This is a genomic window from Bacillus toyonensis BCT-7112 (assembly GCF_000496285.1).
Classification (GTDB): Bacteria; Bacillota; Bacilli; order Bacillales; family Bacillaceae_G; genus Bacillus_A; species Bacillus_A toyonensis.
On sequence record NC_022781.1, the window covers coordinates 3,593,610 to 3,620,532 of the forward strand.

Genomic DNA, 26,923 nt, shown 5'->3' on the forward strand with positions numbered 1-26,923 from the left:
TTTCAACATGATACAATACATTCCTTTTTAGTATGAAATTGAAACAACAAGAACAGATGATTAGTCTGTTTCTAACATCATAGATTTATATTTTCGAACGTGTTGCGCAAATGATTTAGGTGCGGAGTTCAAGGTTAAATGGGCTGAAGTTAACAAGTAGTCTGCTATATGTTGTCTATTAATTAGGAAAAGGGCACTCCATTGAGGGAGTGCCCTTTTCCTAATTAATGATGGTAACAGATAAAAAACTCTTTGTATTACCAGGAGTCACCGTGGCTTGATTGCATGTACATAATTGTACTAGATTTAGTCGAATCAACTTGTTTCTTAGAATCTGATTGTGAAGGGAATGCTAATCCAATAGATAATGCAACTGAAAGTGATAAACCTAAAATCGTTCCAAAAAGTTTTTTCATTATTTTAACGCTCCTTTTTCAAAAGTTTTTTCTTTAGCTTGATGACTAATATAAAAGTATTTACTAGCTTTTACAGTGTCGCTTTCTTCGTAAAACTTGATTGCTAATTTTTCAGTGTATTCTTGTGTGTAAGTATAGAGTTGTTGTGTGTCGAAAAATGAGATAGCTTCCAAAGATAATTCTTCGAGAATAGCAGCCGAAACACCTTTATTTATACAATCTAAAAGTTTGAAATGATATAGGTATTCTTTATTGTCTAGCTTCTCACAAATTGCTAATCCTCGTTTGATTAACTCGGCCGACTGTTCAAGTTCCCCAATCTTTAAATGTTCTCTAGCTTTAAGAAAAATGGCCCTAAAATGCTCTGGAGTTTTAGTTGTTACTTCTGATAAGTGTCGAATTGCTAAAGCGGATAAGTTTTGGCTACTATATAAAAAACCTAAATTATTGCGGACTCTTAATATTAGGGAATCCTCATTATTTTTACGTAAAATATCTATTGCAGAATTAAATTTTTCTTCTGCTACAGGGAATTGTTTTATATTAATACATGCTAAACCGTATAAGTTCTCACAAGCGGCAACATTATTTTCATAGCCATTATGTTTAGAGAAGATTTCTTTAGCTTTAGTCACATGTTGAATTCCTAATAGAGGTTGATAGGTATGAAGATAGAAGTTAGCAAAACGATAGCTAAACTCGGCTATTTCAAGATCGTCATGAATATGTTGTAATAGTGTTTCGGCTTTTTCGTAGTATTCCCAGGCTTCATTGTTGTTGGAAATTAGTGTGGCATGAATCCCTTTGAAAAAGTGATAATAATAAGACAACGATTCATTTTTTGGTATATCCAGTGAATCAATTGCCTGGAAGCTTGTGGGTGTGATGCTTAAATGATCGAGCAAAACTTTAAAGCGAAAAGTAAGAAGTGAGTAATGGAATAGTAAATTTGGATCTTCATTAATACTTTTTATGTGTGTATCAATCTCTGTTTTTAAATGTTTTGCTTCTTTTAGGTGCTGGGCACGTATCTCTTGATACCAATTATTTAAAAGTTGTGTGATTATATCTTTTGGTTTTAGATGACTTACCATAATTCTCCTCGCTTTCTACTATATTTATTTGTATATTGATATGTATATACTAGCAAGAAATTAAGTGTGTTAGAGTGATAGATAGCAAGAAAAAACTTTTTCAATAATTTTCTGATAATTTAAAAGGTAATTAGAATATAAATAAGATTCCTTAGATGGTGATCATTTATTTATTGCCAAAAAATAAGTGCATCGAGCAAGTATGACTATTGTACTTAAAACAAATAACAGCCTGTTTGTATGTTGTATTTCCTTAGTATTGTAAATAAGCATTTTACTCCATCGCTATCCATTTGAAAGAACAAGTGATCCCACTTTATGGTTATATGCAAAACTTAAAAAACATAAATAAGCAGAACCTTTGTATTTTGCTATCTTACGTATTTCATCCTGCACAAAAAATATTTCTCAACATTTTGTCCGTTGAAAAAGATTGAATATTCGTATTATAACGAATATTATGTTGTTATCGACAAAAAAACGATAATTTGCAGACACTGGGGAGGAAATGCATTGAAAAAGGATAAGAAGTTAAAACCATTATCAGTTTTAGCAACAGCGGCAGTACTAAGTAGTAGTTTTGCTTTTGGAAGTCATGCAGCGTATGCTGATACGCCATCATCTCTACCGATAGATGAGCATTTAATACCGGAGGAGCGTTTGGCAGAAGCGCTAAAACAACGGGGCGTAATTGATCAATCTGCATCACAAGCGGAGACGTCAAAGGCTGTCGAAAAATATGTTGAGAAAAAGAAAGGGGAAAACCCTGGGAAAGAAGTCTTGACAGGAGATAGTCTTACGCAAGAAGCTTCTGATTTTATGAAAAAAGTAAAAGATTCAAAAATGAAGGAAAATGAACAGGCGCAGCAGCCAGAAGTAGGACCAGTAGCTGGACAAGGTGCAGGATTAAATCCAGGGAAATTAAATGGAAAAGTACCTACTACATCAGCGAAGCAAGCTGAGTACAATGGAGCTGTCCGAAAAGATAAAGTACTTGTTTTACTCGTAGAATTTAGCGATTTTAAGCATAACAATATTGATCAAGAGCCAGGATACATGTATTCTAAGGACTTCAATCGTGAACATTATCAAAAAATGTTATTTGGTGATGAACCGTTTACGTTATTTGATGGATCGAAGATTAACACATTTAAACAATATTATGAAGAACAATCTGGTGGTAGCTACACAGTTGATGGAACTGTAACGGAATGGCTTACTGTTCCAGGAAAAGCTTCAGATTATGGTGCGGATGCTGGAACTGGTCATGATAACAAAGGTCCTTTAGGGCCACGTGATTTTGTGAAAGAAGCATTAAAAGCAGCGGTAGCAAAAGGGATCAATTTAGCAGATTATGACCAATTTGATCAATACGATCAAGATGGTGATGGAAATAAAAACGAGCCAGATGGCATTATTGATCATTTAATGGTTGTACATGCTGGTGTTGGTCAAGAAGCTGGTGGCGGTAAATTGAAAGATGATGCAATTTGGTCTCATCGTTCAAAACTTGGGTCAAAACCATATGCGATTGATGGCACAAAATCTTCTGTTTCAAATTGGGGCGGAAAGATGGCTGCATACGATTATACAATCGAGCCTGAAGATGGAGCGGTTGGTGTGTTTGCGCATGAGTATGGTCATGATTTAGGCTTACCAGATGAGTACGATACGAAGTACTCAGGACAAGGTGAACCTGTTGAGTCTTGGTCTATTATGAGTGGCGGTAGCTGGGCTGGAAAAATTGCAGGAACAGAGCCAACAAGTTTCTCACCACAAAATAAAGAGTTTTTCCAAAAGAATATGAAGGGCAATTGGGCGAATATCGTTGAGGTAGATTACGATAAACTTCGCACGGGAGTCGGTGTTGCAACATATTTAGATCAAAGTGTTACAAAATCAAAACGACCAGGAATCGTTCGTGTTAACTTGCCGGACAAAGATATTAAAAATATCGAATCGGCATTTGGTAAGAAGTTTTACTACAGCACAAAAGGAAATGACATTCATACAACACTTGAGACACCAGTATTTGACTTAACAAATGCAACGGATGCTAAGTTTGATTATAAGGCATTCTACGAACTGGAAGCGAAGTATGATTTCCTTGACGTATATGCGATTGCAGAAGATGGAACGAAGACACGCATTGATAGAATGGGCGAAAAAGATGTAAAAGGCGGCGTGGATACAACTGATGGTAAGTGGGTTGATAAATCATACGATTTAAGCCAATTCAAAGGGAAAAAGTAAAACTGCAATTTGAGTATTTAACAGATATTGCAGTAGCTTATAAAGGATTTGCATTAGATAATGCTGCATTAACTGTAAATGGAAAAGTTGTTTTCTCAGATGATGCAGAAGGCCAACCAGCAATGACACTAAAAGGATTTACGGTGTCTAACGGATTTGAACAGAAGAAACATAACTACTATGTAGAGTGGAGAAATTACGCTGGTTCTGACACGGCTTTACAACATGCGCGTGGTCCAGTATTTAATACAGGAATGGTTGTATGGTATGCGGATCAAAGCTTTACAGATAACTGGGTAGGGGTTCATCCAGGTGAAGGATTCTTAGGAGTAGTAGATTCTCATCCAGAGGCAATCGTAGGGACATTAAATGGACAACCGACTGTGAAGAGCAGTACGCGTTATCAAATTGCTGATGCTGCATTCTCATTCGATCAAACACCAGCATGGAGAGTAGATTCGCCAACTCGCGGTATCTTTGACTATAAAGGATTACCAGGTGTTGCGAAATTTGATGATTCTAAGCAGTATATCAACAGCGTGATTCCAGATGCAGGACGTAAGTTGCCGAAACTAGGATTAAAGTTTGAAGTAGTAGGCCAAGCAGAAGACAAGTCTGCAGGTGCAGTTTGGATTCATCGATAAAATAAGGTGAAGTGAAGAGGAGCTGTCTCATAAGTTGGTGAAACCGACTTATGGACAGCTCTTTTTTTTATTGTAGAAAAGGGACCTTTTAGGAACTAGTTCATGGAAAAGAATGATATAAAATTTATCCCGCTATTTGCCGGGCAGTAAGACCCCCACCTCAAAATTCAGCGGAAGCAAAGAAGTTAGGTGGGGGTCGGGCTGCCTGTAAACGCCCGATTGGTGAAGGCTAATAATCAGTGGGGGATGAACAAAACCCCCACTGATTAAAGTTTCACTTTATTTTCAATACGAGTGAACAAACGTAAACTTAAATATTAGAAAATATAGATGAAATTCCGCTATTATACCTTTCAATAAAATAATAATAGCATTATATATTATAAGGAATGCTTGTCCTTAATTGTAAATGAAAGGGGGAAATTGATATGAGTTATGGCTATGGTTATTCTTCTAAAAAATGTTGTAAAAATTACAATGAAACGTTATCAACGGGTGTATTACGTAGACATTCTGCTACTTTATTTCTTACTGTTGATGCTATGAATGTTGATCCAGATGATACTCATAGAGTAACTGTTGAAATGTTTGATTGGTCATCTGGTTCTCCTGTATTGTTACCATTAGTAGATCCTTCTACACGAACATTAGCACCTAATCAATATGTTACTTTTCGTTCGGCAGCTCTTCCTCCAGGACTTTTTGCTTACGAAGTAAGAATAATTCATCCAAATGATAGAGATGTTGTTACGAATGTTTTTGGTCTTAGTGCAATCGTATTTAATCCACAAGAAGGAAATAATGTTTTACAACATGATTTAGCAAAATTAGACCTTAAATAGATTTTATAAAAGTCTAAATATGGAAATGGTTAAGTAAAGGAAGTAGGATGTAAAGCTACTTCCTTTACTTAACATCAACTATATAAAAAAATTTAGTGTCATCATCGGTACATAGGACAGCACGATTTAGCAAATCAATATTAACGATAGTCATATAATTAAAGAGTAAATAACCGTCTCCATAATATATAATTAATATTTCTTCTTCGAATGATAAGGAGCATAACAATAGTATGTATTTCGTTTGCTTGTATAAAGCAAATTGTATAAAGCAAATTGTATAAAGCAAATTGTATAAAGAGAAGAAGGATCTCCTTAAAGGAGATCCTTTTTACGTTTTATCATTTTTAAAGAAATCTTTCATCATTTTAGAGTGTTTCATGTTTAATGTCACAGCTTCTACTTTACCTTTCTTCTCATCTTTAGCGATTGTAATTTGCTCCTTATTATCGATCCAGACAAGAAACTCTTCTTTTGCGTCATCTTTATATGTAACGGTTATAGTAGAATGTGCCGATTGTTTCTTTTTTTGATCTAATGTAATTGTTTTCGAGGTTCCATTTTGAACTGCCGAAACGATAGGTTTTATCATTTCTTCATTGTCTGTTTGAGATTTGGAAATAGTATTATTTGTTGTTTTCAGTATTTCAATGTCTGTAATATTAGCGGAATTTAATTGAAATGTATTTTGTGTATGTTCTTGCTTAACTTGTGAAGCTTTATCTGTAGCCGAGGAGCTTGTACAACCTATTAAAGTGAAAGATAGAGCGGTTAGAGCGCATATAGATATGATTTTTTTCATAGTATCCCTCCTTATGTTTAATTATAACAATTTTCTGTTAATTTAGGTAGTTATTGTAAGGAGAAGATGTTTTAAAGTGGTAAATGATGTTGTTCATTTTCTATTAAAATTAAAATTCACATAACTTTTTTCATATTTTATGTTTAACATTTCGAAAATAGGTGTACTACATATAATATAACAAATAATTCATTTTAAAGGAGGAAGTTAAAGATGGAAACGAAGTATAGTAAACCTTTTGTATATGAATTTATTACGGAGAAAGAGGTCATGAATGCGGCAAATGATCTAGTGAAGAAAGGAATAGAACAAAAAGATATTTACGTGTTAACACATGAGAAAGAGAGGACAGATAGAATCGCAGATAATGCAGACGTGAACACGATTGGAATAAAAGAGGAAGGACTTGGGACAAGCATTATTAATGTCTTTCAAAAAACGGGAGATCAGTTAAGAAATAAGATGCAAGAGTTAGGACTTAATGAGGAAGAAGCTAACTTTTATGAAGAAAAGCTGGATGAAGGGAAAATCTTGTTATTCGTTAAGGATTTAGAAAGAGTCGGTGAATGGCTACAAGAAAGAAGATGCACGTATTCTCTTTAAATTTGTATCCTTTACATCTATAAATCTATTATGAAAAGGAGATTGGAAATATGAGTGAGAGCGGTCTAAAAGAACAAATTACGGGTAAAGTTGAAAAGAAAAAAGGACAAGTAAAAGAAGGGATTGGTGAAGTTACAGAAGATAGAGAGTTGAAAAATGAAGGGAAGTGGGAGAAGACGAAGGGAACGATAAAAGAAAAAGTCGGAAAAGTTAAACAAAAGATAAGTGATGGATTGGATAATAAAGAATAATACATGTTTATCAAGCTTTGGTTACATACCAAAGCTTGATAAATCAAATATAAAAACAATATAGGAGGTTTAATTGTGGGACTTATTATTACGTGTATTGTAGGTGGACTTATTGGTGCGTTAGCTGGAATGATTACGGGGAAAGACTTTCCTTTAGGTATAGTTGGTAATGTAATTGCTGGTTTAATTGGATCTTGGGTAGGTAGTGCGTTATTTGGTCATTGGGGTCCTGAATGGGGAGGCATTTTTGTTCTTCCAGCGTTATTAGGTGCAATCGTCTTTATTTTAATCGTTACATTCTTCTCTAGAATGCTACGGAAAGCGTAAGTATGATAATGAATAGTAATCTTAAGTTTATTATATATAACTATAAAGTGAATGAACTGATAAATATACATAAAAAAGCATCCAATTAAACTAATTTGGATGCTTTTTTTATGTAATCTGCATAGGAATGAGCGGGGATGAAGGCCCCCGCTCATTGAAATTACACTTTTTATTATGTATTAAACCATCGTTACTTTTTCACAATTATTTATCCTTACGACCTGCCTTGGTTCTATATGAGATAAGTCCTCACTATTACCTATATCAACTACAATTGTATTCGTCAGTATGTTAATAATGGAACCAACTAATTTTGTAGCATGATCGTGTCGATAAGAAAATTGAACGAAATCTCCCTTTTTAAAGTTGTGCTCTTCCATAGATAGATCCCCCTAAAAATAATGTTTATACATTATACATACACAAATTTATAAGGTTTAAACATTTAGTAGTATTTTTTAAGTGTTAAGCCGAGAAAGGTGTAGAAAATTTATTTATAATGAAAATAAAAAAATATGTTTAAAATTAATTTTTATGGGTAATTAACATAGTAGTGGTTTGAGATAAGGGGGCGGAAATGATGAATTTGGCAATAAATATTTTGCAAAATGATGTAGGTTATACGGTACAACTTAATGGTGAGATTGATGCATATACGGCATCAGATTTAAAAAATAAGATGATGCCTATTGCAAGCGAAAAAGAAGTTCATATTGTAGTAGATTTTCATAACGTAGATTATATGGATAGTACCGGTTTAGGTGTTTTTATAGCTCTATTAAAAGCAGTTAAGAAAAATGATGGCAAACTAGAGTTTATTGGTGTATCTAAAAGACTAAAAAGATTATTTGATATTACAGGACTAACAGAAATATTAAATTTGAATTCCGATTTTGAAAAAGTAGAAAGAAGGTGACTAGGGATGATGGAGAAATTTGAAAAGATAGAAATGAAAATTCCTGCAAAGGCAGAATATGTGGCCATTATTCGTTTAACAATGGCTGGTGTTGCGAACCGAATGGGCTTTGCTTATGACGATATAGAAGATATGAAAATTGCTATTAGTGAAGCATGTACAAATATTGTACAACATGCATATAAAGAAGACGTTGGAGAAATTACAATTGTCTTCGGCCTATATGAAGATCGATTAGAAATTATGGTTGCGGATAATGGGGTTAGCTTTGATTTTAATAACTTAAAAAGGAAAGTTGGTCCGTATGATATTAGTAAACCAGTAGAACATTTGCCGGAAAATGGTTTAGGTTTATATTTAATTAATACGTTAATGGATGATATACAAATTATGCATGATGAGGGCATGACAGTTTTAATGACAAAATATATACAAAGAGAGCAGGTGGAGAATGATGGAAATCCAATCTCAACCTACAACTCTTACTAAAGAAGACGTTATTAAGCTAATTGCAGAATTCCAACAAAACCAATGTAATGAAGCACAGGAAAGGTTAGTTGATCATTATAAAAATCTCGTACATTCCATTGCATATCGCTATTCAAAAGGCGGGCCGATGCATGAGGATATTATACAAGTAGGGATGTTAGGGCTCTTAGGCGCAATAAGAAGGTATGATTATTCGATAGGGAATGCTTTTGAGCCGTTTGCAATACCTACAATAGTAGGCGAAATAAAGAAGTATTTACGTGATAAAACTTGGGGCATTCACGTTCCAAGGCGAATTAAAGATTTAGGCGGGAAAATTAAACTTGCGATAGAGGAGTTAACAGATCACCTGCAACGTTCACCGAAGATAATAGAGATTGCGGATCATTTAGGACTATCCGAAGAGGAAGTGCTAGAAATTATGGATGCGAAAAATAATTATCGAGTATCTTCCTTAGATGATGTAGTTGAAAATTCATCTGATGGAAGTTCGGTAGCGAGAATTGAATCTGTAGGTGAAGTAGAGCAAGGATATGAACAGACAGAAAGACGTCTCGTTTTAGAGGATATTTTTAACGTATTAAATGAGACAGAAAAGAGTGTTATTCATTATATATTTGGAGAAAATTTAAATCAAAAAGATACAGGGGAACGGTTAGGTATTTCGCAAATGCACGTTTCTCGTATTAAAAGACAAGCGATAAGTAAATTGAAGCAAGCTGCATTTTTAGATACATAAAAATTTTAAATAATTATGTTTAAAACATGAGGAAAGGGGTACTTATTAAGTATAGGAGGAGATATGAAAATGTCACACGATGTGAAAGAACTAATCAAAGGATTGAATGAAGATTTAGCAGGAGAATACTCAGCAATTATTATGTATAACCATAATGCTGCTACAGTTTCTGGTATATATAGACAAGTGTTAAAACCTTTCTTTGAATCTGAAATTAGTGATGAACAAGGACATGCCCTATATTTAGCGGAGAAAATTAAGACGCTAGGTGGTACACCTACTACGATCCCTTTACCAGTGAAACAAGTGGAAGATGTTCGAGAAATGTTAGAATACGCTAGACAATCAGAATATGAAACAATTAAGCGTTATGAAACGAGAAAAGAACAGGCAGCGAAATTAAATATGACAGAGTTAGTTGTAAAACTAGAAGATATGATTGCAGATGAAACAAATCATATGGAAGAATTAGATCGTCTTTTAAATGATAAAGCAATGGTGTTAAATTAAAAGTGGAAATTTACCCCACTTTAATGGGCAGTAAGACCCCCCACCTCAAAATGCAGCGAAAGCAAAGAATTTAGGTGGGGGGTTAACTGCCCATAAAAGTCCGATTGGTTCAACTAATAATCAGTGGGGGATGAAGAAAACCCCCACTGATTAAAGTTTCACTTTATAGAGTGAAAGAACAAATTCCTATTTCTAGGGGTTTGTTCTTTTGTTGTATAAATATGTTTGAGTACGAAATTTTCATTTTGTAACTGAGTATGTAATACTAGAAAAATAGAAAATTATAATAGATTTACATTTTAAATAAGAAAAGGGGAAATAACTTGTGTCCATTTTAATTGTTGATGATAATCCGGTTAACATATTTGTAATTGAGAAAATTTTAAAACAAGCCGGATATCATGATCTTGTATCGCTCAATTCTGCACAAGAGCTCTTCGAATACATACAGTTTGGAAAAGATTCTTCCAGGCATAATGAAATTGACTTAATACTATTAGATATTATGATGCCTGAAATTGATGGACTTGAAGTTTGTAGGCGATTACAAAAAGAGGAGAAGTTTAAAGATATCCCTATTATTTTTGTTACAGCTTTAGAGGATGCAAATAAATTAGCCGAAGCTCTTGATATGGGGGCAATGGATTATATTACGAAACCTATAAATAAAGTTGAACTATTAGCGCGTATGCGTGTAGCATTACGCTTGAAATCGGAATTAAATTGGCATAAAGAACAAGAAGAAAATCTTCGGAATGAACTAGATTTAGCTACACAAGTACAAAGAAACTTATTAAGTAGCCCATTAAGAGAAGATCATATAAAAATTGAAGCAAGTTACTTACCGTCATTCAAACTAGCTGGAGATATGTATTATTGGTACAAAATCGATGAAAATCGCTACGGTATTATATTATTAGATGTGATGGGACATGGTATATCTGCTTCATTAGTTTGTATGTTTATTTCTTCTGTATTACGCGAAACAATTAAATGTTTAATTGATCCAGAACTCGTCATTAAAGAATTAAATAAATATATGACCCTTTTACATAATGACAATGATAATATTCCATATTATTTTACGGCCATATACTTAGTTGTTAATACAGAAGATAGAACGATTGAATATGTGAATGCAGGACATCCTGCTGGATATGTTTTAGTTGATGAAACAAATGTAGTTGAACTGAATCGCGGGAGTTGTGCAGTAGGGTTTTTTGATGAAATAAAGGTAGAAAAGACAGTCATACCTTTTAATAAGAACGCTCAAATATTATTATTTACAGATGGTGTTCTTGAAGCAATTGCAAATGATGAATTTGAGTCTGAAGAGAAATTACGTGCTTTTACAGAAAGAAAATGGGGGGATTTAGAAGAAGAGATAGAAGGGTTTTATAAGGAAGAACAGAAGAAAACACAATCAGATGATATGTGTCTCATTATGATAAAAACGAATGCGAAATAAAAAGCGTATGAATATCCAAACAGATGCTTTTTATTGTATTTTTTGATAAATTTGTTCACTAGGATTAAATTGGGTATAATGCGGCATTATATTTGAAAAACGAAGAGTTTCTTTATTCCCCAAACATAGGAATCCATTGTGGCCTAAACTTTCATAAAATAGTTGCTGTACTTGATTTTGAAGTTTACTTGTAAAGTAAATTAAAACGTTACGACAAAGTATAATATGAAATTCGTTAAAAGATTGATCAGTTACTAAATTATGCTGTGCAAAAATAATGTTTTGTAAAAGTGATGGATTAAAATAAGCAAAACGATTATCTGTTGAATAATAGTTAGAAAATGCTTGTGTACCGCCAGCTTGTAAATAGTTTTTCGTATAAGTTTGCATTTTATTTAACGGGAGGATAGCTTGTTTTGCTTTTTCTAACACATTTGTATTCATATCTGTTGCGTAAATAACCGACTTTTCACTTAATCCTTCTTCGTGAAGTAAGATGGACATTGATAATACTTCTTCACCAGTTGCGCATCCAGCATGCCAAATTCTAATTTCAGGATTCTTTTTTAATTCAGGAATTACATGCTCTCTAAGCGCTTTAAAAAAGGCAGGGTTACGGAACATCTCAGTTACATTAATCGAGAAGTCATTTAATAACTGTTCTAAAACCCCTTCCTCGTGAATTACTTTTTCAATTAATTTTGAAATGGTTGGGATATTAGAGAGCTGCATTCGATTACAAATCCTTCTATAAATAGATGTGCGAGCATATTGGCGAAAATCAAATCCTGATAGTTTAAATACCGCTTCTAATAGTAATTCAATTTCTAAGTTCGTGCGCTCATCCGTATCTACTGATGGATCAAAATTATAATACTTATTTTCCACTCCAACTAAACCTCACTTATTTTATTAACCATACACTCATTACCGAATAGAGTTGATGTAGATTTAATGGTTTACTTATATAATCTGAAGCGCCAGCAGATAAACATTTTTCCTTATCATTTGGCATTGCTTTAGCAGTTAATGCGATAATAGGTATTTCATTTAACCCTAAATTCATTCGGATATTTTCCATCGTTTCATAACCGTCCATATTCGGCATCATAATGTCCATTAAAATAAGGTCAATATTTGTTTTGCTTTTTAGTATTTTTAAACACTCTATGCCGTTTTGGGCAGTAATAATGTTGGCATTTTGTTTTTTTAATGCATTTTGTAAAGCAAATATATTTCGATGATCATCATCGACAATTAAAATGGTTTTCTCTTGGAAGACGTTATTTGTTTCGGTAGTAACGATAGTTTCCTCAATAACTTCAGCAGGAATAACATCTTCTATCGTTGCTGCGACTTCTAAATTGGATACTTGGATTTCATTTAAGCCATTTGGAAGGTTAGGAATATATACCGTGAAAGTACTACCTTCTCCTACATTACTCTCTAATGTAATCCAACCACCTAACAATCTAGCAAACTCTTTACAAATAGATAACCCTAAGCCTGTACCACCATATTTCCTAATTGTTGCTCCATCTGCCTGTTGAAAGGCTTCGAAAATAAGTTGATGCTGTTCTTTAGCGATACCAATACCAGTATCTTTTACTGAAATTGTAATCCAATCTTTACTTATAGACTGCATATCATGACTTAAATTGCTTGTTTCTATCGAATCGAAATGTAAAGAGACAGATCCTTTTTCTGTGAATTTAAATGCATTGGATAATAAGTTTTTAATAATTTGTTCAATCCGTTTTGCATCTGTATAAAACAGGTCAGGAATGGTGTCACTGTCTTCAATAGTAAATTCGACATTTTTTTGTGCAGCGATATGTAAAAAGTTTTGATGCATATTGGCTGCCATGTCACTTATGTTCGTTGCTTCAAAAATGATGTCTAGTTTGCCTGCTTCTACTTTAGATAAATCTAGTATGTCATTAATTAAAGTAAGTAAGTCTTTCCCTGATGAATGAATGACAGTTGCTAGTTCAATTTCATCATCCGATAAATGATTATCATGATTTTCTCTTAACATTTCAGATAATAGTAAAATACTATTTAACGGTGTGCGTAATTCATGTGACATATTTGCTAGGAACTCAGATTTGTATTTTGAGCTGCGTAACAACTCGCTTGCTTTTTCTTCTAATTCTGATTTGGTAATTTGTAAGTCAGCTGTCTTTTGTTCAGCTTCTTCAGTTCTAGACTCTAATTGTTCATTCGTTGTTCGTAATTCTTCAGCTTGCATTTGTAGTTCTTCAGCTTGCGTTTGTAATTCTTCTGATTGAACTTGTAACTCTTCTGTCATTGCTTGTGATTCATGTAAAAGAGTTTGAATTCGCATACGTCCTATAATGCTATGGATTGTTAAACCTAGATTATCAATAGTTTGTTGAATTAAATCTTGATGTAAGTCTGAAATCTCAGTTACACTTACTAACTCCATTACTGCAATTACTTCATCCTCAAATAAGATAGGGATGACTAGTAGATTTTTAGGACGTATTTCTAATACTCCGCTAGTGACATAACGAAACTCTTCGGGTATGTCACTGAGAATAAAACTTTTCTTTTCTAAGGCAGACTGTCCAATGAAACCTTCACCCATTTTAATAGATTGTTTTCCAATATCAGCACCTTGATCGGCGAAAGAAGCTTTTTTCACATAGTAGACAGTTTCTTCATATTCTTCACGTACATAAAATGCACCGCAAGAAGTTTGCGTTTTTTGTATAATTCCACTAAGAATTTTTTTACCTAACATCTCAATAGAAGATACACCTTGATACATTAAAATTAATTCTGCAAGCTCAGTTTGTAACCACTCTCTTTTCGATATTTCATCTAGTAGGTGATTTGTTGTATGAGCAAGATCTTTTATTTCATCATGTGTATTTACATGAATTCTTTCCGTAATTTTTTCTTTAGAAGAAATGGATTTAATAGCTTGAATTACATTTTTAATCGTTTTTGTAATGGAATTCGAAATATAGAGTGAAACGATAATGGAAATACAAGAAAGTAAGAACAATAAACTGTATAACCAAATCTCTAATTTATTATTTTCAATATCTAATTGTGCAGCTCTTTTTTTCGTTAGTTGCTCCTCAGTGCTCCGGAAGTTAGTTAGCTGCGACTGTAATGACTGAATTTGAGTCGTGTCGATTGTTTGTACATTATTACTATTATTATTTGTAATGAGTGGGTGAATCTCTTTATTAATCCAACTAGTAATGTTTTCGTTAATCTGTTTTAATTTTTCTTGCTGAGAGGGGTTATCCTCTAATAGAGCAAAAAGATCTTGATAATGTTTTTCGTAATCTTTTTCCGCGGAGTTAAGGGATTGCACGTAATTTGGGTTATTAGAAATGATAAACCCTTTCGCTTTATTTTCAATTGTTAGCAATTCTTTCTCCACTTGATTCGTTAAATTAAGAACTTTAAAATCGTGATCAATAATAAAATTAAGAGATTTTTGTAAACTGGAAATCTCATTGTTTAGCATAATGAAAGAGATAAGTAAGAACAAAATGATAACTAAATAACCAGCCATAATTTTGTAGCGAATACTAAATTTTGCTTTCGAGTTCATTAAAAATTCCTACCTTCAAGAGTATTAAAAGTTTCCTATTGTAAAGAATGAAAAACGTAATATATATTATATCAGTTTTCATAAGGCCAAACTAGAAATCCTCCTATTGTATTAGGGGGTTCTTTTTTAATAGAGGAAATCATTTTGAAATAAAAATATATATGAAAGGTAGTAAACGAGGGAATAGAGGATAACAAACATTCTAAGAAGGAAAGAGTGTTCTTAAAGCTCTTTTTGCATCTATTCCTTCAAAAATAAATAATACAAGCTCTCTCTTTTTTACCGTAAGGAAAAAGGATACTAATGTGCTTAAGTTTTTAATAGAAGTAAGTGTTCCGTGTTTACTTATAAACAAGTTCGTTTGAAATGTTGTCATTAAAGCGTAAAAATGATGAATCTGAGTTATTGTAGGCGTTTCATTATAAGAAATAGTAGTAGAGTGAATGGCGTTCATTGCAATATTCCTTTCCATATAGTAAGCATAACAATATAAACATACCCGTTTTAAAAAATGTTAAACATATAAATAAGAAAAAATATAAGTATAGTTTTTTACGTTTAGAAAAGGTTAGGAAGGGTATACATATACTACAAAGAGATTGACTGAAGATGAATTGTAAGATGTCTATGTTTAGTAGATTAGTCTATCAAAATATACTTTTACTTTAAATAAAAAGGAGCCTGGTATACATGAATGAAATGATGATTGATATTACGTTTGATTTAATTTACTTGTTAAGTAGTTCGCTTGTAATACTGTTACTATTCGCTTTTTTCGTAAATGGTTATGTTAATAAGAAGATTAGTGTATACAGAAATGAAGAAGGATAAAGATGCATTATAAAAATAAAAGGGCGTATATGTATATAAAAATTTAGGAGGTTAATAGTTATGAATGTAGATAGAAAAATAGTAGGTGTTTTTAGAACAATTGATGATGCGGCACTCGTTATTAATGAATTAAATGATAAAGGATACTCAGCAGATAACATTTCAGCTATTGCGAAAGATCAAAAGGAAATTGAACATCTGGAAGAAAAGTCGGGTGAAAAAGTGAATAGCGAAACTGCACATAAAGCAGATATCTTTTCAGCGACAGGGCTTGTAGCTGGAGGGGTAGCAGGCGGGCTCGGTGGTTTATTAACAGGTCTTGGTGTACTTGCCGTTTCTGGAATGGGTCCAATTGTAGCAGCAGGACCGATCGCAGCAGCTATTGGAGGAGCCGGTATTGGCGGAGGAGCTGGAAGTTTAATAGGAGCATTTATAGGGTTAGGAATTCCAGAAGAACATGCTAAAAAGTATGAAGAATATATTTACGATGGAAATATATTAATTTTAGTAGATGCAAAGTTAGATGATAAGTTAGAAATCTATAAAATATTTGATAAGCATAATGCCTATAACTCTGATTTCTTTAAATAATATGTACTTCATATATCAATTATGAAAAATGTGGAAATAGTGAATATCGTTTTTGATCTTACAACTTTGGCGCGGCCGAGGAGTCGTATGACTATAAGAGAGGAAGGGCTTATAGTAAAAGATCAAGTTCTATCATGTTATTTAAAAGGGAAGAGGTGCCTTTTCGTGATTGTAAAAATATTAAAGGATAGCAGTAATAGTTTCCTTTGTACAGTTCAAAACAAAAATGGAGACCAGTATGTGAAAAAATGGTTTAGTAAACATGAAAATAACAAAGAATTAGGGCGACCAACTTTTAAAGAAGTAGAAAAGGATTGGAAAGAAAATAGAGAATCGTTTATGTATCCCAATATTAAAGCGCTTTATTAAAATTAAACATAATGCGCGCTTTATTATTACAAAACTGTCACATTCCTGTAAGGTAATTCAATAGATTAGTTGCTTGTTCCATGCCATAATAAAGACATAAGAAAGCTAATTAAAACTACAACTTATTAGGAGAGTGTCAGTCATGATTGTAACAACAACGTCTGGAATTCAAGGTAAAGAAATTATTGAGTATATCGATATTGTAAATGGTGAAGCTATTATGGGTGCAAATATTGTCCGCGATTTATTCGCTTCTGTTCGTGATGTTGTCGGCGGTCGTGCTGGTTCTTATGAAAGCAAGCTAAAAGAAGCTCGTGATATCGCAATGGATGAAATGAAAGAACTTGCAAAACAAAAAGGTGCGAACGCTATTGTTGGTATTGACGTAGATTATGAAGTAGTTCGTGATGGAATGTTAATGGTTGCTGTAAGTGGTACAGCTGTACGTATATAAGTAAATAAAAAAACAGGCTCCCCCTCGAAGCTTATGCTTTGAGGGGATTTTTTTGTTTTCAATTTGTAGAAGTAAAGGAATGAGCTGGATCCTTTAGGAAAAAGCCCATTCTTTTCATTTAAGCTATTTTCGCTTCTATCTTAGTTTTGTTCATGACTAAAGTTAAAATGAACAAAACTAAGCTTAGAAGTGCCATTATAATAAAAATTTGCGTATAACTATTAAAATAGTCACGAGCGATTCCTGCTAAGACAGGAATGAATCCGCCCATAATGTATCCTCCTGACTGCATCATAGCAGTCCATGCACTCGCATCTTCGGAAGTTTTTGTTTCGTATAGCGGTAGCATGAGAGCGAGTGGAAATACGCCGCCGAGCCCGATACCTAATAAAATAGAAGGGATCCATGGTGTAGTTAGTGGGTAAATCATAAGCGATAAACCTGCGAGTACAAAGCATATACTCCCTAATAACCAAAGTGGTCTGTTTTTATAAATATCGGCTAATGTTGGAATTAAAAAGCTGCATATCATTTGAATAACTGTAAATACAGTTATTAGAGTACCAGCCTGTCCGCTACTGACACCCATACTTTGATTTGCTGGTGCTAGCCAAGTCGTAATGGAATAAAAGATTCCTGATTGTAGGCCGAAAAAGATTGTGAACAACCATGCTTTTTTATTTCTTAAAGGTAAATTATTATTCTTTTTATTTTGTATGCTCGTATTCTTTTTTCGTTTCATAACCGGATACCAAAATATAATAGCGATAATAGTAAGTACACCCCAAAAAGCGAGTGCCATATTCCAAGATCCTTTTAATACATGTTGTAAAGGAAGCGTTAATCCTGCGCTTAAAGAAGCGCCAGTTCCCATACCTACTGAATATATTCCAATCATTAAGCCGATTTTCGTAGGGAATTTTTCCTTAATAAAACCTGATAGTAACGGCCCTGCAAGTGCAATTCCAATGCCGATAAATAAAGCGCTTGTGAATAAGGTGAGAATGGAAGAAGTAAAAGCTCTCATACATGTTGCAAAGCCAATTAAAATAAGACAAGCCATAATTGCTTTTTCTGCCCCATATTTTTTAATTACCTTCCCGGTTAGTAAGGCGAATGTCCCCATACAAAAAACAGGAATGGCTGTTAAAAAACTAACGGAAAAATTGCTTATATTTAAGTCTTGTCGGATTGTTTCTAATAAAGGTGAAATAGATGTAATTCCGATACGTAAATTAATAGAAGTAAAAAATAGTGCTAGTATATACAAATAAGTTCGTTCTTGATGTTTCAATTTCATTTTCTCCTCTCTTAAACATCAGATGTTATTGAGTATATCATCTGATGTTTAAGTGTAATATATAAGGAGCTTATTTCAGCTCCAAATTTTGAACAACGTATGTTCGAGCCTCTTCGGCATTTTGTTTTAATATAGCTTGGAATAATTTTTCATGAATTTCAGAGTTATCTTCATAGTCAGCTGTATTTAATATTAATTGGCTTAAAATATGACGAAGGGCAGGCACGAAAGATTGATATAAATCAAGTAGAACTTCGTTTTTGCTCGCCGTTGCAATTGCTAAATGAAACTGAATGTCTGCATCTATGTAAGCTACATAATTTCCTTCTCGAAGGGCATTTCTTCTTTTATCCAAATGTCCTTTTAAGTATAAAAGATCCTCTTCGCTTCGGCGCTGTGCCGCTAACATAGCTACTTCTTTATCTAACATATTTCGTGCTTCATACACATGATTAATATTTGCTGCCTGCAATCGTTTTTCAAATGAATCTTGCGTAGTATTTAGTGAGACAATACGAGTACCTTGTCCTTGTCGAACTTCTAAGATACCAGCATGTACTAATATCTTTATGCTTTCTCGCAGCGTCGAACGCCCTACACCTAACTCTTCCATTAATTGGGGCTCTGTAGGGAGGCGATCACCAACTTCGTACTCGCCAGAAAAGATTTTTTCTTGTAGACGTTCCAACACTTCATCGACTAATTTTCGTCGAGAAACTTTTGAAAAAGATTTCTTTTCATTTATATTCATCTGCTCATCTCCTGTTATATTCGCTTTTATAATAACCAATTTAAGTTCTGTTGACAATGTTATTTTTTAGGTGTTTGAAGCGGAATACTAAAATCAGATTTATAAGGCATAAAAAAATCCATTTTGAAAAAAATCAATCAAAATGAATTCTTCAACCGCATTTAATAACTCGTCAAAAATACTTTTCCTTTTGCTTTCTCAGCAGAATGCACAACAGCAACCGCAGTTTTCACATCCGCTAAGTCATACGTAGAATGTACTGTCATAAAACGTAATTTTTTATCCTCAACTAAACGAATTAAGTGACGAAACGTTTCTTGCCATTTATACGGTGACACGTCTGTATTCCAATGTCGTAAATGAAATATGTTAGCATGCACCTTTGCTTTCGTAACAATTTCGGCCCAGTTTACTTGTACGCCTGATAGAAGACCGATAGTTAAAAAGTGTCCATTTGGACGTACACAAAATGCTAATTCATTTCCATCGGATCCTCCAATAGAATCAATCGCAGCATCTGCGCCTATCCCGTTCGTTAACTCCATAACGGTTTCATAAAGCGGAACAGTGGAAGTATCTATTACATATTCAGCACCGAGCTGAAGTAATTTCTCTGTATGTTTACTATTTCTAGTCACTGCAATGAGTCGAAAGTTTAAAATTTGTGATAACTGTGCAAAAAGATGACCTATAGCGGATCCACAAGCGTTTACTAATAAAACGTTATCTCGTTTTAAGTTTAGCGTTTCTGTACACGTAACCCAAGCTGTTAATGGGTTGATGTACATTTGTGCAGCTGTAAAATCATCAATTGAATCGGGAATAAGGATTACAAAATCAGCTGATGTCTTCACATATTCTTGCCAAGTACCTTCCCCGCGTAAAGGTAGCGCGCGTTTACCGATAAGGTCTCTAGAAACACTCGCACCAACATCTTCAACAATACCAACACCTTCATAACCAGGTATGTTAGGTAAAGGGATTCTATGTGCATACGCTCCAGTTACAGGAATTAAGTCAGATGGATTAATCGGTCTAACTAACATACGAACTAGCACTTCATTATCTTTTAATGGTTCTATATTTTTATATTCAACTTGTAATACATCTTTTGGGTTACCAAACTTATGAAATTGAATGCATGTTCCGCGCAAAATAATGGTTCCTCCTTAATGTAGTCAAATGTATTATAGCATTTTTAGCTTGGCTACTTATTTCGTTACATATATAAAAGGGAATAGAAATTTTAAAGAGGGAGTAAACATGAAAAATTAGCCCAATAAAAACTAAAGTTAAAGGCACCCGAACGAGTGCTTTTATTTTGTTTTTACCAATATAATTTAAAGATTATACATAAATGGGGGAGTCAGCATGAATAAAAAGATAATCTGGGGAATTTTAGGGATTGTTGTGATCATGATAGCCCTTGTGAGTATGAATGTATTACAAAAAAATGCCAAAGAAGCAGAGGAAAAGAAGAAACGTGAAGCTAGCTATGTTCAAGCCGCAGCGGAATTTTATAATAATATTGAATTAATGGGATTTGTTGCTGATTTTGTTTTACCGCAATATTCAGAGTCCTGGTCTAAAGCTATTGATGAACGCCGAAATTTTAACATAGCTTTAAATGCTAAGAAAAAATCTCTAAATTCAATGGTGGCTCAATCTTCTGTAATATATAGTGATATGGAAGGGCAATTAAAAACGGTATCTGAAGCTGCGAAAGAAAATCCAAATAAGTACAAAGAACTTTATGATGAATACAAGAAGATGTATGGAATTATTACATCTTTAAAGGAACAAACAGAATCTCCTAGTGGAACTCTGATAACGTTTAATCAAAATGCAAACATGTTATTCCAAGAATACAAGAAATATAAAGGGAATATTGATGTGGCTATATCAGAGGATATAAAAAATGAAGTAGAGAAGATTCAAGAAAAAAACAAAAAATAATCGCAAAATAAAATATATGGCCTAAAAAGAACAATTTTAAATTCTATTATATAATGAGGGCTTTAAAAGTTTGTAATGGGGGAATTATAGATGGAGCTATTTAAAGGTAAAGTTGTTTGTCCAAGATGTGATGGGAATGGTCTCGTTTGTAGAGTTGAAATAAAAGACATTGATAAAGTTGTATATGTTTGTGATGAATGTGACGCAACGTGGTTACATAAGGATAGGTTTGGGATGAATAATTTTGTGAACTACGAGACGTTTCTTAGAGAAAATTCATTGTCTTATATGGAGGCTAATGTTGTTCGTTTAGGCTATGATTGGTACAAAGGATAAGCGATTTTTCAAATAGAAGAAGCTACTTTTAAAGTAGCTTCTTCTATTTGTCTATTAAGCCGAAGCCTTCTTCATTCTCTCAAGTAAACTAGATAAAATATGCGTACGATAAGATTCTAGTTTTTTACCTTCATAAGTACGGATACCTAATTTTTTAAGTTCTTTTACATACCAACCTTTGCTTCCGAAATACATGTGATCGCTCCCCTTCAACTTTGTTTTATTTGTTCTGATTGTACTTGGAGGTACAGGTAATATAATGAAGGAAATGAATTTCGTGCGAAAATGGTTAACTTTGTTGCAAAAGACATATATACTAAAGGTAGTATATAACGAGGTGGGCAAGACGTGATTATAGAGAAGCACGAAATTCAAATTGACCAAATTACGAGCGGTAAAGTGAATATCTTTACTTTCTATAGAAATAGAAAGCAAATTGATGATCATTTTTTACGTTTACAAGAACCATCGCTTACAGCAAACTACTTCTTCCATTTTCATTTTGATGCAGAGAGCTTACACCTTCTGCAGGAAGAGTTTCCGGGCATATATCCGTACGACGGTAGTGAAACGATTCATAACTGGACGGAAAAGATGAAGGCAGAATTGCAACATCAGATCCAAACAGGTAAATGGAATAAACGCGTACGTATCGGTAATCGCATTCTAGATGTGGAGTTTACGTGGTGCGACGAAGATATAGTAGAGTGAAAAAGAAGCGGATGACGCTTCTTTTTTTAGCGCTGGAATAAAACGAGCTTACCTGCAGAAGATGTGCAGCGATGTGTTTTTTCGTGCAATCCTTTTTCTTGTAAAATAGATTCACCTTTTGCTTTCGCTTCTTTTTCAGTTGCCGCCTCAAATGATTCGTCCAATGCTTTTGAACCATCTTTTTCAAAGACTGTTAGAACGTATACTCCCATGAAAATTCCCTCCAAAAATTAAAATCAGAATCTTATAACTATTTTGGCATAAATCACTAGAATATGCAAAGAAATATATGACATTGCATGTTACAATAAAGTGACACTTTAATAAGCAGGGGAGTTTTTCATCCCCTGCTTATTATTAGTGGAACCAATCGGGTATTTAAGGGCAGTTAACTTTCAGATTGCCTTCTTTGCCTATTGCCCGTTAGTACGGGATAAAATGAAACTTTTGAAATATAGAAAGGATCGTTATTTGTGAAACAAGTGAAGTTTATACATGCGGCTGATTTGCATTTGGATAGTCCGTTTAAAGGGATGGAAATGAATGTACCGCAGTCTATTTGGGAGAGAATGAAGCAAAGTACGTTTGAATCGTTCGAACGTATTATTGATAAAGCGATTCAAGAGCGCGTTGATTTCGTATTACTAGCCGGGGATTTGTATGATGCGGAGACGCGAAGTTTGCGGGCGCAAGTGTTTGTGCGTGAGCAAATGAAGAGACTTTCGCAGTACGATATCCCTGTTTTTATTATTCACGGTAACCATGATCATTTAGGAGGAAGCTGGGCAGCGATTGAGTTTCCGGAAAATGTTCATGTGTTTACGGAGCCTTATGTAGAAGAGAAATCATTTTATAACAATGGTGAACTGTTAGCTTCTATTTACGGATTTAGTTATTTGCAGCAAGCAGTAACGGATAATATGACAGCGCAGTTTACGAAAATGAGTGATGCGCCTTTTCATATTGGCATGCTTCACGGAAGTGTGGAAGGAGATGCAGAGCATAATCGCTACGCACCGTTTCAAATTCGTGAGCTGAAAGAAAAGCAGTTTGACTATTGGGCTCTTGGCCATATACATAAACGTGAAATTTTATCAGAAGAGCCGTACATTATTTATTCAGGTAACATACAAGGGCGTCATCGTAAAGAGACAGGGGAAAAGGGTGCGTACCTTATTGAACTTACGAAACAAGGAACGCATTGCTCATTTTTCCATACGGCAGATGTTGTATGGGATGAAATAGAAGTGAATATTGATGGACTTGAAACTGTTGATGAAATTATGACGAGCATATCTACTGCGATGAATGAGTGCCGAAGAGAAGAGGGAGGGACGCTACTAACTGTCGTATTTACAGGACAAGGGCCGCTTTCTCCTTATTTGCGTGACGAAAAGCGCGTGGAAGAGATTTTTCATATTTTAGCATCTGGAGAAGAGCGAAAAGATTTCGTATATGCGATGAAGTGGAAAAATGAGACGGTTTCTTTTGCAGAAATAGAGCGTTTGAAAGAAGAAAATCATTTTGTCGGTAGTGTACTGAAAGAGTTAGAAGCTTTCACAAATATGGACGGCGTGTTGCGCACCATTTGGACATCTCCTGTAGCGCGTAATAGTATTGAATCTTTTACAGAAGAAGAGAAGAAAGAGATTCAAAAGGAAGCGGAAAATATTATTTTAGAACAATTATTCCAGCAAGAGAGGGATAAGAAATGAGAATGGAAAAACTCCATATTTATGGATACGGAAAATTAGAAAATGTGGAAATGGATCTGTCGATGCTGACGGTGTTGTACGGTGAAAATGAAGCGGGGAAATCGACAATTCGCTCATTTATGAAAAGTATTCTGTTCGGTTTTCCGACGAGAGGACAGCGCCGTTATGAGCCGAAAGAAGGCGGGAAGTATGGTGGTGCAGTTACTGTACAAACAGAGAAGTACGGCCGTTTGAAAATTGAACGATTACCAAAGACGGCAGCTGGAGAGGTGACCATTTATTTTGAAGATGGAAAAACGGGCGGCGAGGAAATTTTACACGATATATTAAGCGGGATGAATGAAAGTTTATTTGAATCTGTTTTTTCTTTTGATATGCATGGGTTGCAAAATATTCATCAGCTTGGTGAAGCGGATATCGGAAATTATTTATTTTCGGCAAGCGCAGTTGGAAGCGATGCGTTATTACAGCTCGATAAAAAGCTAGAGAAAGAAATGGATCAGCGCTTTAAGCCGAGTGGTCGTAAGCCAGAGATTAATATGTCACTGCAAGAGATGAAGAAGCTTGAAGAGAAGATGAAAGAGTGGCAAGGGAAAATTGGCACGTATGAAAAACAGGTCGAGCAGTTAAAAGAGGATGAAGAGAAGCTTGCCTCTGTTCGTGCGGAGAAGGAGAACGCGGAAAAGCGAAAGCAAGATTATGAAATATTAGCAGCGCTTGAGCCTCTCGTTATTGAAAAGCATGCGCATGAGAAAGTGTTAGAATATGAAAAAAGGCAATTTCCTGTAAACGGAACGGCGCGCTATGAAGCGATAAAGGCGAAGATGGAGCCGCTTCAATTACAAGTTGATTCGCTCCATAAAAAAATAGAGACGGTGCAATCGGAAATTGATTCGATTCAAATAGATGAAGAATTTTTACAAAAAGAAAGTTACGTAGAAGAACTTCGCATGCAGCATATGTCGTATGAAAATGCACGCCAAGAAATGCGAGATATGACGGGGAATATTGCGAATATAAAAGAAGAAATGGCAGAATTAGAGCAACAAATTGGTGCTACTTTTGAAAAAGAAACAGTTCTTTCGTTTGATATGAGTTTGGCAACGAAAGAGCTAATTACACAAACAGTGCAAAAAGCGCGCGAATTAGAAACGCAAAAAGCACAGCTCGATGATCGCTTCAAAGTAGCGCAAGAGCAGTTAGAAGAACAAGAAGAAAATATAAGGCAGATCAAGAAACAAATGTTAGCTGATGAAGAGCGTGCTACATTAGCTGAGAAAGAAAAATCGTTCCAAGACGCGGCGTTTATCGGTATGGGTGCGGAGAGAATGAAGCGTAAGTATGAGGAAAAAGTAGGAGTGGCTACGCAAAAGAAAAAGCAGTGGCAAAGAGTTTGTCTTCTGTTACTTCTTATTAACACAGGTGTTTTATTCACGAGCTTATTTATAGATAACCGCCAGCTTTTATTTATTAGTGTCATTGTTTTTGTAGGGATTGTTCTCGCCCTTGTTTTATATAAAGATCCATCAAGCGGATTACAAGAAGAGCTTCTTACTCTTCAGCAAAGTGCTGGCGGAAGACAAAGTGAAGAAGCGATGTCCGTTCGCTATCAATTAGAAAAAGATGAAGAGATCCGTAAGCTATTTGAGCGCGAGTCATATAAGTTACAGCAAATGGAACGAGCTTATGATAAAGTCGTTTCATCGTATGAGGAATGGGAGAGAGAAACGTTCCGCGCAGGAGAACAAGTCGATGCGTATAAATCGCGCTATATGTTCCCTGAATTTTATACGTATGCACACATATTGCCGGCATTTGAGCGGATTGAAAAAATGCAGCAACTGTATCGTGAAGTAGAGAAACAAAGCACGCGGAAATCTTCATTATATGAAATGATTTCGCACTTTGAACATAAACTAGAAACTGTTATCGGTAGCGCGGAGTATAATAAGCTGCACGAGGCACAAAGTCGTATGCAAAATGAGAAAGAAAAGCGCCAGACTTGTAAGCAACTAAAAGAGAAGTTGACGGAATGGCAAGAAGAATATGAGTTCATGCAAGGGCAATTGAAACAGCTACTAGTAGAACGAGATAGTTTGTGGCATATTGCAGAGGCTACAGATGAAGAGATGTTTTTAGAAGCAGGTAAACTGGCAGAGAAATGTGAAGATGCAGAGAAACAAGTGGGGCGTTTATTACCGCAAATTGAGCTTTTAGAGCAGCGTTTAACGAGTTTGTCATTAGCTGAACATTATGAAGCTGAAGGTTATGAGGAAAAATTAAAGCGAGAAATGACAGTCGTGCGAAACTGTCTTGCAAAAGAGAAAGAACTGACAGAGCGCATTGCGAAACATCGTATGGAAATTGAGAATTTAGAAGAAGGCAGTACGTACGGTGATTTAATGCATGAATGGGAAATGAAAAAAGCGCAAGTGCGCGAACAAGTGAAAAGGTGGGCTGCTTATGCGGCAGCAAAGACGGTGTTAACGAAAACGAAGCAATACTATCATGAGGTACATTTGCCTCGTATTTTACAAAAATCAGAAGAGTATTTCGTCTATTTAACGGGCGGGCGCTATAGTAAAATCTTTTCACCGTCAGAGGCGGAGCCGTTCATTGTTGAACGTAACGACGGTATACGTTTTTACAGTCATGAACTAAGCCAAGCGACAGCGGAGCAATTGTATTTATCGTTACGATTTGCATTAGCGAAAACATTTGAGCATGATTATCCATTTATTATTGACGATAGTTTCGTGCATTTTGATGTGGTAAGGACGAATCGAACGATTGAACTAATAAAGGAAATTGCGAAAGATAGACAAGTCATCTTCTTTACATGTCATGCGCATTTGTTAACGTATTTCACAGAAGAACGGATTATAAAATTAACGCATAAGCGTAAAGAAAATGAGTTGTAGTGTGCTATACTAAAAGTAACTGATTTGGTGGAGGAATTC

Annotated in this window: 30 protein-coding genes and 2 pseudogenes; 19 read left to right on the forward strand and 13 right to left on the reverse strand. The window is 34.7% G+C overall.

Going from position 1 to position 26,923, the window contains the following annotated elements; translation table 11 throughout:
* Positions 1 to 257: 257 nt before the first annotated feature.
* Positions 258 to 416 (reverse strand): hypothetical protein, encoded by a 159-nt coding sequence (locus BTOYO_RS18350; RefSeq protein ID WP_000732343.1) that lies wholly within the window; start codon positions 414 to 416, stop codon positions 258 to 260.
* On the reverse strand, positions 416 to 1,510 hold the full coding sequence (locus BTOYO_RS18355) for a response regulator aspartate phosphatase (RefSeq protein WP_000253570.1): 1,095 nt from the start codon (positions 1,508 to 1,510) through the stop codon (positions 416 to 418). Before BTOYO_RS18355 ends, BTOYO_RS18350 begins: the two co-directional genes overlap by 1 nt.
* Before the next feature lie 513 nt (positions 1,511 to 2,023).
* Between BTOYO_RS18355 and BTOYO_RS18360 the strand changes: the two are divergent.
* A pseudogene (locus BTOYO_RS18360) lies at positions 2,024 to 4,407 on the forward strand (immune inhibitor A domain-containing protein).
* 428 nt (positions 4,408 to 4,835) lie between these two features.
* Positions 4,836 to 5,249, forward strand: a complete 414-nt coding sequence (locus BTOYO_RS18365; RefSeq protein WP_000120220.1) for a BtaA family protein — start codon at positions 4,836 to 4,838, stop codon at positions 5,247 to 5,249.
* A 64-nt stretch (positions 5,250 to 5,313) separates the two neighbouring features.
* Here BTOYO_RS18365 and BTOYO_RS28015 read toward each other — a convergent pair.
* Together BTOYO_RS28015 and BTOYO_RS18375 are read right to left on the reverse strand one after the other, a co-directional pair.
* A pseudogene (locus BTOYO_RS28015) lies at positions 5,314 to 5,481 on the reverse strand (YolD-like family protein); the annotation flags it as partial.
* Positions 5,482 to 5,580: 99 nt separating this feature from the next.
* Positions 5,581 to 6,051: a hypothetical protein gene (locus BTOYO_RS18375; RefSeq protein ID WP_000720845.1), complete on the reverse strand. Its 471-nt coding sequence runs from the start codon at positions 6,049 to 6,051 to the stop codon at positions 5,581 to 5,583.
* 213 nt (positions 6,052 to 6,264) lie between these two features.
* On the opposite strand from BTOYO_RS18375, the gene BTOYO_RS18380 reads away from it, so the two are divergent.
* From BTOYO_RS18380 to BTOYO_RS18390, 3 genes are all read left to right on the forward strand, one after another.
* Complete coding sequence (locus BTOYO_RS18380; RefSeq protein ID WP_000448820.1) at positions 6,265 to 6,654, forward strand: YflT domain-containing protein; 390 nt, start codon at positions 6,265 to 6,267, stop codon at positions 6,652 to 6,654.
* A 50-nt stretch (positions 6,655 to 6,704) separates the two neighbouring features.
* Positions 6,705 to 6,905, forward strand: a complete 201-nt coding sequence (locus BTOYO_RS18385) for a CsbD family protein (RefSeq protein ID WP_000004263.1) — start codon at positions 6,705 to 6,707, stop codon at positions 6,903 to 6,905.
* 75 nt (positions 6,906 to 6,980) lie between these two features.
* A complete protein-coding gene (locus BTOYO_RS18390; protein WP_000522903.1) occupies positions 6,981 to 7,232 on the forward strand; it encodes a GlsB/YeaQ/YmgE family stress response membrane protein in 252 nt (83 codons plus the stop codon).
* 179 nt (positions 7,233 to 7,411) lie between these two features.
* Here BTOYO_RS18390 and BTOYO_RS18395 read toward each other — a convergent pair whose 3' ends face one another.
* Positions 7,412 to 7,612, reverse strand: coding sequence for a hypothetical protein (locus BTOYO_RS18395; protein WP_000391008.1), 201 nt, complete (start codon positions 7,610 to 7,612; stop codon positions 7,412 to 7,414).
* Between the two features lie 197 nt (positions 7,613 to 7,809).
* Here BTOYO_RS18395 and rsbV point away from each other — a divergent pair, with 197 nt between their 5' ends.
* From rsbV to BTOYO_RS18420, 5 genes are all read left to right on the forward strand, one after another.
* Positions 7,810 to 8,148: an anti sigma b factor antagonist RsbV gene (rsbV, locus tag BTOYO_RS18400; RefSeq protein ID WP_002038093.1), complete on the forward strand. Its 339-nt coding sequence runs from the start codon at positions 7,810 to 7,812 to the stop codon at positions 8,146 to 8,148.
* Between the two features lie 6 nt (positions 8,149 to 8,154).
* Complete coding sequence (gene rsbW / locus BTOYO_RS18405) at positions 8,155 to 8,637, forward strand: anti-sigma B factor RsbW (protein ID WP_000970214.1); 483 nt, start codon at positions 8,155 to 8,157, stop codon at positions 8,635 to 8,637.
* A complete protein-coding gene (gene sigB / locus BTOYO_RS18410) occupies positions 8,600 to 9,376 on the forward strand; it encodes an RNA polymerase sigma factor SigB (RefSeq protein ID WP_002093824.1) in 777 nt (258 codons plus the stop codon). The genes rsbW and sigB overlap by 38 nt, the downstream gene beginning before the upstream one ends.
* Before the next feature lie 69 nt (positions 9,377 to 9,445).
* Positions 9,446 to 9,886 (forward strand): ferritin-like domain-containing protein, encoded by a 441-nt coding sequence (locus BTOYO_RS18415; RefSeq protein ID WP_000017770.1) that lies wholly within the window; start codon positions 9,446 to 9,448, stop codon positions 9,884 to 9,886.
* Between the two features lie 325 nt (positions 9,887 to 10,211).
* A complete protein-coding gene (locus BTOYO_RS18420) occupies positions 10,212 to 11,354 on the forward strand; it encodes a fused response regulator/phosphatase (protein WP_000025510.1) in 1,143 nt (380 codons plus the stop codon).
* 30 nt (positions 11,355 to 11,384) lie between these two features.
* Here the strand turns inward: BTOYO_RS18420 and BTOYO_RS18425 are convergent, their stop codons facing one another.
* The 3 genes from BTOYO_RS18425 to BTOYO_RS18435 form a co-directional block, all read right to left on the reverse strand.
* A complete protein-coding gene (locus tag BTOYO_RS18425; RefSeq protein ID WP_000429037.1) occupies positions 11,385 to 12,242 on the reverse strand; it encodes a CheR family methyltransferase in 858 nt (285 codons plus the stop codon).
* Positions 12,243 to 12,258: 16 nt separating this feature from the next.
* The gene (locus BTOYO_RS18430; protein ID WP_001084947.1) at positions 12,259 to 14,949 is read right to left on the reverse strand and encodes an ATP-binding protein; all 2,691 of its coding nucleotides are present in this window, start codon (positions 14,947 to 14,949) and stop codon (positions 12,259 to 12,261) included.
* A 202-nt stretch (positions 14,950 to 15,151) separates the two neighbouring features.
* The gene (locus BTOYO_RS18435) at positions 15,152 to 15,403 is read right to left on the reverse strand and encodes a hypothetical protein (protein WP_000991353.1); all 252 of its coding nucleotides are present in this window, start codon (positions 15,401 to 15,403) and stop codon (positions 15,152 to 15,154) included.
* Positions 15,404 to 15,639: 236 nt separating this feature from the next.
* On the opposite strand from BTOYO_RS18435, the gene BTOYO_RS27765 reads away from it, so the two are divergent.
* From BTOYO_RS27765 to BTOYO_RS18450, 4 genes are all read left to right on the forward strand, one after another.
* Positions 15,640 to 15,780 carry a hypothetical protein gene (locus BTOYO_RS27765; protein WP_001004563.1) on the forward strand — a complete coding sequence of 47 codons (141 nt, stop codon included), beginning with the start codon at positions 15,640 to 15,642 and terminating at the stop codon, positions 15,778 to 15,780.
* A 60-nt stretch (positions 15,781 to 15,840) separates the two neighbouring features.
* Positions 15,841 to 16,371, forward strand: a complete 531-nt coding sequence (locus BTOYO_RS18440) for a general stress protein (protein ID WP_001100091.1) — start codon at positions 15,841 to 15,843, stop codon at positions 16,369 to 16,371.
* A 165-nt stretch (positions 16,372 to 16,536) separates the two neighbouring features.
* Positions 16,537 to 16,740, forward strand: coding sequence for a DUF4028 family protein (locus BTOYO_RS18445; protein WP_000635853.1), 204 nt, complete (start codon positions 16,537 to 16,539; stop codon positions 16,738 to 16,740).
* A gap of 142 nt (positions 16,741 to 16,882) precedes the next feature.
* Complete coding sequence (locus BTOYO_RS18450; RefSeq protein ID WP_000637510.1) at positions 16,883 to 17,194, forward strand: YbjQ family protein; 312 nt, start codon at positions 16,883 to 16,885, stop codon at positions 17,192 to 17,194.
* 118 nt (positions 17,195 to 17,312) lie between these two features.
* Here the strand turns inward: BTOYO_RS18450 and BTOYO_RS18455 are convergent, their stop codons facing one another.
* The 3 genes from BTOYO_RS18455 to BTOYO_RS18465 form a co-directional block, all read right to left on the reverse strand.
* On the reverse strand, positions 17,313 to 18,494 hold the full coding sequence (locus BTOYO_RS18455) for an MFS transporter (protein ID WP_000768277.1): 1,182 nt from the start codon (positions 18,492 to 18,494) through the stop codon (positions 17,313 to 17,315).
* 70 nt (positions 18,495 to 18,564) lie between these two features.
* Positions 18,565 to 19,245, reverse strand: coding sequence for a FadR/GntR family transcriptional regulator (locus tag BTOYO_RS18460; RefSeq protein WP_001024476.1), 681 nt, complete (start codon positions 19,243 to 19,245; stop codon positions 18,565 to 18,567).
* Between the two features lie 161 nt (positions 19,246 to 19,406).
* On the reverse strand, positions 19,407 to 20,402 hold the full coding sequence (locus BTOYO_RS18465) for a zinc-dependent alcohol dehydrogenase family protein (protein WP_080001221.1): 996 nt from the start codon (positions 20,400 to 20,402) through the stop codon (positions 19,407 to 19,409).
* Positions 20,403 to 20,616: 214 nt separating this feature from the next.
* Between BTOYO_RS18465 and BTOYO_RS18470 the strand changes: the two genes are divergently transcribed.
* Both BTOYO_RS18470 and BTOYO_RS18475 read left to right on the forward strand, forming a co-directional pair.
* Positions 20,617 to 21,201 carry a hypothetical protein gene (locus tag BTOYO_RS18470; protein ID WP_001034988.1) on the forward strand — a complete coding sequence of 195 codons (585 nt, stop codon included), beginning with the start codon at positions 20,617 to 20,619 and terminating at the stop codon, positions 21,199 to 21,201.
* Positions 21,202 to 21,291: 90 nt separating this feature from the next.
* Positions 21,292 to 21,537, forward strand: coding sequence for a hypothetical protein (locus BTOYO_RS18475; RefSeq protein WP_000418551.1), 246 nt, complete (start codon positions 21,292 to 21,294; stop codon positions 21,535 to 21,537).
* A gap of 54 nt (positions 21,538 to 21,591) precedes the next feature.
* Here BTOYO_RS18475 and BTOYO_RS18480 read toward each other — a convergent pair whose 3' ends face one another.
* A complete protein-coding gene (locus BTOYO_RS18480; RefSeq protein WP_000273535.1) occupies positions 21,592 to 21,732 on the reverse strand; it encodes a YflJ family protein in 141 nt (46 codons plus the stop codon).
* A gap of 153 nt (positions 21,733 to 21,885) precedes the next feature.
* Between BTOYO_RS18480 and BTOYO_RS18485 the strand changes: the two genes are divergently transcribed.
* Positions 21,886 to 22,248 (forward strand): hypothetical protein, encoded by a 363-nt coding sequence (locus BTOYO_RS18485; protein WP_000582774.1) that lies wholly within the window; start codon positions 21,886 to 21,888, stop codon positions 22,246 to 22,248.
* 26 nt (positions 22,249 to 22,274) lie between these two features.
* Here the strand turns inward: BTOYO_RS18485 and BTOYO_RS18490 are convergent, their stop codons facing one another.
* Entirely contained in the window at positions 22,275 to 22,460 is a 186-nt protein-coding gene (locus BTOYO_RS18490) for a YhzD family protein (protein ID WP_000539550.1), read from the reverse strand.
* A gap of 261 nt (positions 22,461 to 22,721) precedes the next feature.
* On the opposite strand from BTOYO_RS18490, the gene BTOYO_RS18495 reads away from it, so the two are divergent.
* Together BTOYO_RS18495 and BTOYO_RS18500 are read left to right on the forward strand one after the other, a co-directional pair.
* Entirely contained in the window at positions 22,722 to 23,963 is a 1,242-nt protein-coding gene (locus BTOYO_RS18495; protein WP_000815713.1) for a metallophosphoesterase family protein, read from the forward strand.
* Positions 23,960 to 26,884, forward strand: a complete 2,925-nt coding sequence (locus tag BTOYO_RS18500; RefSeq protein WP_001242204.1) for an ATP-binding protein — start codon at positions 23,960 to 23,962, stop codon at positions 26,882 to 26,884. The genes BTOYO_RS18495 and BTOYO_RS18500 overlap by 4 nt, the downstream gene beginning before the upstream one ends.
* The last annotated feature ends 39 nt before the right edge of the window (positions 26,885 to 26,923 follow it).